The organism is Streptosporangium sp. NPDC002524, assembly GCF_040295985.1.
GTDB lineage: Bacteria > Actinomycetota > Actinomycetes > Streptosporangiales > Streptosporangiaceae > Streptosporangium.
Window position 1 is genome coordinate 1 of the sequence record NZ_JBEOWK010000065.1, and the last position, 4,806, is coordinate 4,806.

At 66.7% G+C, this 4,806-nt stretch carries 4 protein-coding genes; all 4 read left to right on the forward strand.

The features are described from left to right. Positions 1-504: 504 nt before the first annotated feature. The 4 genes from ABT053_RS43155 to ABT053_RS43170 are packed head-to-tail and all read left to right on the forward strand — an operon-like array spanning position 505 to position 4,511. Positions 505-1,035 (forward strand): Pycsar system effector family protein, encoded by a 531-nt coding sequence (locus tag ABT053_RS43155; RefSeq protein WP_350977975.1) that lies wholly within the window; start codon positions 505-507, stop codon positions 1,033-1,035. 48 nt (positions 1,036-1,083) lie between these two features. Next, complete coding sequence (locus tag ABT053_RS43160) at positions 1,084-1,725, forward strand: Crp/Fnr family transcriptional regulator (protein WP_350977977.1); 642 nt, start codon at positions 1,084-1,086, stop codon at positions 1,723-1,725. A gap of 57 nt (positions 1,726-1,782) precedes the next feature. Then, positions 1,783-2,577 (forward strand): hypothetical protein, encoded by a 795-nt coding sequence (locus tag ABT053_RS43165; RefSeq protein WP_350977979.1) that lies wholly within the window; start codon positions 1,783-1,785, stop codon positions 2,575-2,577. Beyond that, complete coding sequence (locus tag ABT053_RS43170; RefSeq protein ID WP_350977981.1) at positions 2,574-4,511, forward strand: hypothetical protein; 1,938 nt, start codon at positions 2,574-2,576, stop codon at positions 4,509-4,511. The genes ABT053_RS43165 and ABT053_RS43170 overlap by 4 nt, the downstream gene beginning before the upstream one ends. Positions 4,512-4,806 lie beyond the last annotated feature (295 nt).

A 4,806-nucleotide genomic window follows, 5' to 3' on the forward strand; every position in this document is an offset into this window, starting at 1 on the left:
CTCACCCCGCAGCCGCTCGATTTCCCCCAAGTCCACGAGAGCAGCATGCCGAACCCAGCACCCACGATCAAATCAACCTAACGAAGTACTACTAGCGCCACGAGGCGCTGACCTGTGATTTCTCCAGCGGTTACCCCTCCCGGGCCTGCGGCGCTCCCCCGGGCGCCGTCGATCGCCTTGCGCACGCGGTCCTCGCCGGACGGCATGAGGTGCGTGCGGGTCCGCAGGGCGAAGCCGGGATCCGCATGCCCGATGCGGCCCCAGGAATGCGACGTACCGCTGCCGGGGCTTCTGGTGACGAGGGACAGGGGAGGTGGGTGAGGGGGAGTAGCGTGTCCGAGAACAGCGATCGCCGTGTTCACCACCGGCCGTTGATCGTCACATAGAGTGCCACCCAAAGGGTGTTGAGAGCGTTCGTCATGAATCGGTCTTCGATACCCTTCGCCGTCTCCACGGCCGGATGACTCAAGGTTCACTCACCCAGGGGGCACAGTGTTCCGGTGGATGACCAGGGCAGTCGTGCCTGTACCTCCGCAGGACCATGACGCGCAGGCGCGTGTTCATGGTGTCCGACTGTTCGCCGAAGCCCGTGAAGAACTCAATCGGGCAGACACGAAGGCGCAAGTACTCCTCGGTGTCGCGGGGCTGGGCATCGGTGCGGTCGCCGGTGGCCTGCTCGCGGGAAACTGGTCGCCGCTGAAGTTGCACGCGAGTTTGCAATGGCTGTGGTGGGTGGGAGCGGTGTGCGCGCTCGCGGCCCTGGTCTGCCTGGCGAGCGCGGTATACCCGCGTATCACGAGGCGCGCACTCGGCATCACCTACTTCGACGACATCAGGCGGTACGGTTCCGCGGTAGAAATCGCCAACGCGCTGCGCAACCATGACAACGACGACCTGACCGGTCTGGCCGAACAAATCCGGGCGGTCAGCGTGATCGTCACCAAGAAATACCTGCTCATCCGATGGGGCTTCTGGCTGCTTCTGATCTCCATCGGATCGACGGTCGGCTCGGCGGTCATCCAGCTGGCCCTTTGACGCGCTCGTGCGATTGCCAAAACGGCGTGCCCGACGTACGCATGCATCATGCGGCCCTTCTCCCAGCCCGCCTGGCACTCTCTGATCGAAAGCGGCACGCCGTGCCGATACGAAGCCGGGGATGTGCTCCTGCTGCAGGGCGCACAGGGCAGTCACGTGCTGGTGCTGACTTTCGGTCAGGTCAAGGTGATCCGCCTGGAACCGGACGGCAGTGAACTCCTGCTGGCCGTACGAGAGGCGGATGACCTGCTGGGAGAACTGGCCGTCTTGGACGGCGGAGAGCGGTCTGCGACCGTATCCGCGCTGACCACGTGTCTGGCCTACGCGGTGCCGGCCGAGCGTTTCCACAGGATCGTCCGTCAGTTCGACCTGCACGGGATGCTGATCCGCCGCGCGATCCGCCGTCTGAGGGAAGGGGAGGACGTTCGAGCGGACCTGGCGGGACTCCCCGCCGTCACGCTCGTCGCGCGGACTTTGCTGCGGCTGGCGATGGGACTGGAGGTACCGCTCTCCCAGAGCGATCTGGCGGCGGCGACGGGGCTGTCGAGATCGGCCGTGGCCGCGGAACTGGCCGCGTTGCGGCGGGCGGAAATCGTCGCCACCGCACGTCGGCGCATGGTCATCCGGGACCTTGACGCGCTTCGGGCGACGGCCTGGGACGAACGTCCAGTTCTGGACAGTCACTCATGAATTTGAATGCCATCGTGTAGCCAGTCATCAGGATTCGCCATGACAGGAGGCGCCACAGTGATCCCCGATGCGGGCAGCCACCCGCTGCCGCCCTACCGCGGGCTGCTGGCAGTGGATGTCGTCAGGTTCACAGATAATCGGGACAGGTACCTTCCTGAGCTGAGCGCGATGCTCCCCGAGGTCCTGGAGCAGGCGTTCTCGCGGTGCGGCCAAGACCACATCTGGCAGGAGAAACGCTTCCCGGAGTTGCCGGGCGACGGGTATGTCTTCGGCATCACGCCGCAATACCTGCCGTTCTTGATCCATCCCTTTCTGGACAGTCTTCAGACCACGCTGTGGGAGCTCTCCCCCTCGCTCCGCGCTCGCGACAGAGCCCTGAGCATGAGGCTGAGGGCCAGCATCCATGTGGGGCCCGTCCACGACCAGGACGACCCGTTGCGTGACCGCAAGGGGAAGACCACCAACGACGCCTTCAGGCTGCTCGATTCCGATCAGCTGCGCGCGGTGATGGCCCATGCGGAGTCCGACGTCACCCTTGTCGGGGCGATCATCTCCGAGCGGGTCTTCCAAGACGTGGTCGAGGGGGGATATACCGCCGTTCACGCGAGTCAGTTCCGCCGCGTCACCGCCGAGGTGCCGGAGAAGAACTTCAAGCAGCACGCCTGGATCTACGTGCCCCGCCCGACCTTCCTCGACGGGGGACCGGGGGCGGACGGCCGTACGGCGGGCGAACAGGAGGGTGAAACGGACGAGCCGGCCGTCACAGGCGCCTCGGCGGTCTTCCACGAGCGGGTCGGACAGGCGTTCACCGGTGGAACGTTTCACGGTGACTTCACCTTCGGGGAGACATGAGCTTGCCTCCAGTCGCGGAGTTCCATAAAGAGGTGGGAACGGCTTTCGTCGAAAGCGTTTTCCACGGCGACCTCACCTTCAATCTGGGCAAACTGATTCCCTCACGGCGGCTGGGTCCCGAAGAGATCAGCATGATGCGGGCCGTCTACGTGCCGCGTGGCGACACTCTCTCGCGGGCCGTCGCGATGGTGCGCGAGACAGGGATCGTCGTTCTCTGCGCCGACCCGGGAAACGGTCGGCGCATCACCGCGGTGAACGTGGCAGCCGGTCTCGAACTGACCCCCGAGTGGCTGGTCATCGATGAGGACGACGTCCGTGCCTCGCTGCACTGCAAGAAGCACAGGACCTACCTGCTGAACCTGCAGGAGAGCGCCCCGGAGGTGCTCCCCGCCCTGGGAAGGGAACTGGCGGGTTACACCGCGCGCCTGCGAGAGGCCGGCTCCTGTCTGATCGTGCTCGCCACGGAGCACGAGCTGAGCACGCTCGACCTCGCCGTTCAACCCGAGACCGTCGAGTTGGAGGCGAGCGAATCGCGTGAGGTGTTCCTGGCACACCTGGCCCGGTGGCGTTCACAGGATGAGTGCCGGGCGTGGGCGGCCGACGACCGGATCGACGGCATCCTGTCCGGCGCTTCTTCGCAGGACGCGGTGAGGCTCACCCAGCACGTGCACGAGTCAGGACATCGGACGCCGCAGGAAGGGATACAGGAGGTCCTCGCCGCCTACCACCACTGGAAAAAGGAGCTCAGAAGCTGGTTCGAGACCACCCAGGCGCCGGAACAGGGCTACCGGCGTGCCCTGTTGCTGTCGGTCGCCGCGATGGAGGGTTCGTCCGTGACGAAGGTCTTCGCCGCGGCCGACGTGCTGTGCGCGGCCGTCGGCATCCCGTACCCCGCCGGCCGAGGTCTGATCGGCCCGGGCGTCAACGCTCATCTACAGGGCGTCGATGCGAGGTACGTGAACGGGGAGGTGAAATTCACCCGCCCCAGATACGGCGTGGCCGTACTGGACCACGTGTGGGAGGACCGCCCCTTCTTCAAGGATCATCTGACCGACTGGCTCAGGGGACTGCGTGACGATCGGCCCGCCGCCATCCTCGGGCGCCTGGCGATGCGGCACGGCCTGCCGGACCTGGTGTTGGACACGGTCCAGAAGTGGTCCGGGCAGGATCCGGACCGAGCGGTCAGGATGCTGACGGTCGCGGCGATGAGCGACGAGCTCGGCCGCGCCGTACGCAGCAGGATGTACGCGTGGGCGCGGAACGGGAACCAGGAGTCGCTGCACCTGGTGGTGGCGGCGGTCTGCGGAGGTCCGCTGGCCGACGCGTTCGACCGGATCGCGTTCACCCGCCTGAAGCATCTGGCCGGCCGTGACTCCGGGCGGGTCGAGATCGCGGTTCTCGACGCGCTGGCCCAGCTTGTCACCCGCCCGCGATTGCGTGTTCCAACGGTGATGGAGGTCGTGAAGTGGGTCGAGACCGCAGGACGCGCCCGGCGTACCGGCCTGCGGGCCTTCGTGAAGCTGGCCGTCCTGCGCTCGCCAGAGGGACGCCTGGTGCTGATGCCGCACTCGACGCGCGAGGAGACGTTCGTCGACACCCTCGCCGGCGGATGGCGAGCGGCCCTTCGTGACCCGGAGAGCGCCGGTACGGCCAAGGAAGCGGCGGTCGTCTGGCTGGAGGAGGCCGTCCGAGGCAATGCCGACGGCGAGGTGATCTGCCAGGTCCTGGCCGGGGCGTGTAGATCCAGTATGGACGTCGGTGTGCTCGCGCCCCTCATCTGGCGCTGGGCACGCACCGCCCCGGACGACGGCGTCGACCGCGAAAGTCTCTGCATCGAGCTGATGCGACGGATCGGTGAAGCGGACACGCTTACCTCCGGTGTCTCACCGCTGGGTGCCTTCGACGTCAGGGAGGCGACCGAGTGGGATTCCTAGACCGGCTGGAAACGCTGCTGGGCCGCAGGCACCGTGACGACTTCGTCCCGCACCACACAGAGCTCGCGCAGGTGCTGCGCAGCGAGCGGGAGAACCGGGTTTTCCGGGCGCGAATCACGCTCACATGGCTCCTGCCCCGAGGAATGGAACTGCCCGCCGACATCGAGACCTCGGTGTGCGACAGGCTTGTCGTGGCCGCCCCCGGGCCGGTCGGGCCCGGTCGTCGACGCGTACGGCCGCTCAGCCGAGGTCGTCGGAGGCGTACTGCTCGGGGATGTCGAGGATCCGCACGACG

Bases quoted from the DNA above. Each gene is read 5' to 3' on its own strand.
- ABT053_RS43170 (WP_350977981.1), top strand. From the start codon at position 2,574: ATGAGCTTGCCTCCAGTCGCGGAGTTCCATAAAGAGGTGGGAACGGCT.
- ABT053_RS43155 (WP_350977975.1), top strand. From the start codon at position 505: ATGACCAGGGCAGTCGTGCCTGTACCTCCGCAGGACCATGACGCGCAG.
- ABT053_RS43160 (WP_350977977.1), top strand. From the start codon at position 1,084: ATGCGGCCCTTCTCCCAGCCCGCCTGGCACTCTCTGATCGAAAGCGGC.